Source organism: Pseudomonas sp. 18.1.10, from assembly GCF_024655625.1.
In the GTDB taxonomy this organism is placed as follows: domain Bacteria; phylum Pseudomonadota; class Gammaproteobacteria; order Pseudomonadales; family Pseudomonadaceae; genus Aquipseudomonas.
Genome location: NZ_JANLGL010000471.1, coordinates 1 through 690 on the forward strand (window position 1 = coordinate 1; position 690 = coordinate 690).

General features: G+C 55.9%; 2 protein-coding genes. Both read right to left on the bottom strand.

Annotation, left to right across the window (positions count from 1 at the left end):
• Positions 1-308: IS3 family transposase (locus NUV89_RS29745; RefSeq protein ID WP_257784129.1), on the bottom strand; the 308-nt coding region annotated here is incomplete at its 3' end.
• Between the two features lie 8 nt (positions 309-316).
• A complete protein-coding gene (locus tag NUV89_RS29750) occupies positions 317-619 on the bottom strand; it encodes a transposase (protein WP_014717988.1) in 303 nt (100 codons plus the stop codon).
• Positions 620-690: the final 71 nt, after the last annotated feature.

Here is a 690-nt window from a genome sequence, read left to right on the forward strand (position 1 = left end):
GCCACCAAGGCCTCAACGCCCGGCGACTTGTACTTATGACGCCTGCGCTGACGACTAGCGATGCCAGCTTCGCGCATCAAGTTGCGAGCCATATAACGCCCGACACGATGCCCTTTGGCCTGCAGCTCCTTGGACAAGGTACGCGCACCCGCCGACTCTCTCGACGCCTTGTGGTGCCTAACCAGCGCGGCTTTGAGCTTTTCCCGCTCGGGATTTGCTCTGCCCTGGCGCTGGCGCCAGGCATAGAAGCTGCTGCGGTTAACCCCGAACGCCCGGCAACACCTTTTAACGCCGTACTGCTCGTCCAACTCATCGATCAGCGTGAATGATCTTTGGCGTCCAAAAGCAGGAGAGCACTGGCCTTTTTTAAGATTTCAATGTCCAGGTCTTTTTCCCTGAGCAGGGCTTTGAGTCTCTGGATCTCTCGCTGATCAGCGGTAATTGCCTTGGCTCCCACCGGAGTCGAGCCCAAGCGTTCTTTTTGCACTTGATCGACCCAACGGCGCAGAGCAGTAGGGCCAATATCCAGGCTGGCACAGACCTCGGTAACCGGCTGACCTTCATCCAGCACCATGCTGGCAGCCTTGAGCTTGAACTCACTCGAATAAGATTTACGCATATCCAAACACCTCAGATTTGGGCGCTATCATAGCGCCCGATTGAAGTGTCCAAAATCATTAGGCCAGTTCA

What these genes read in the sequence shown, in the direction of transcription:
- NUV89_RS29750 (WP_014717988.1), bottom strand. Translation starts at nt 619, where the DNA reads ATGCGTAAATCTTATTCGAGTGAGTTCAAGCTCAAGGCTGCCAGCATG.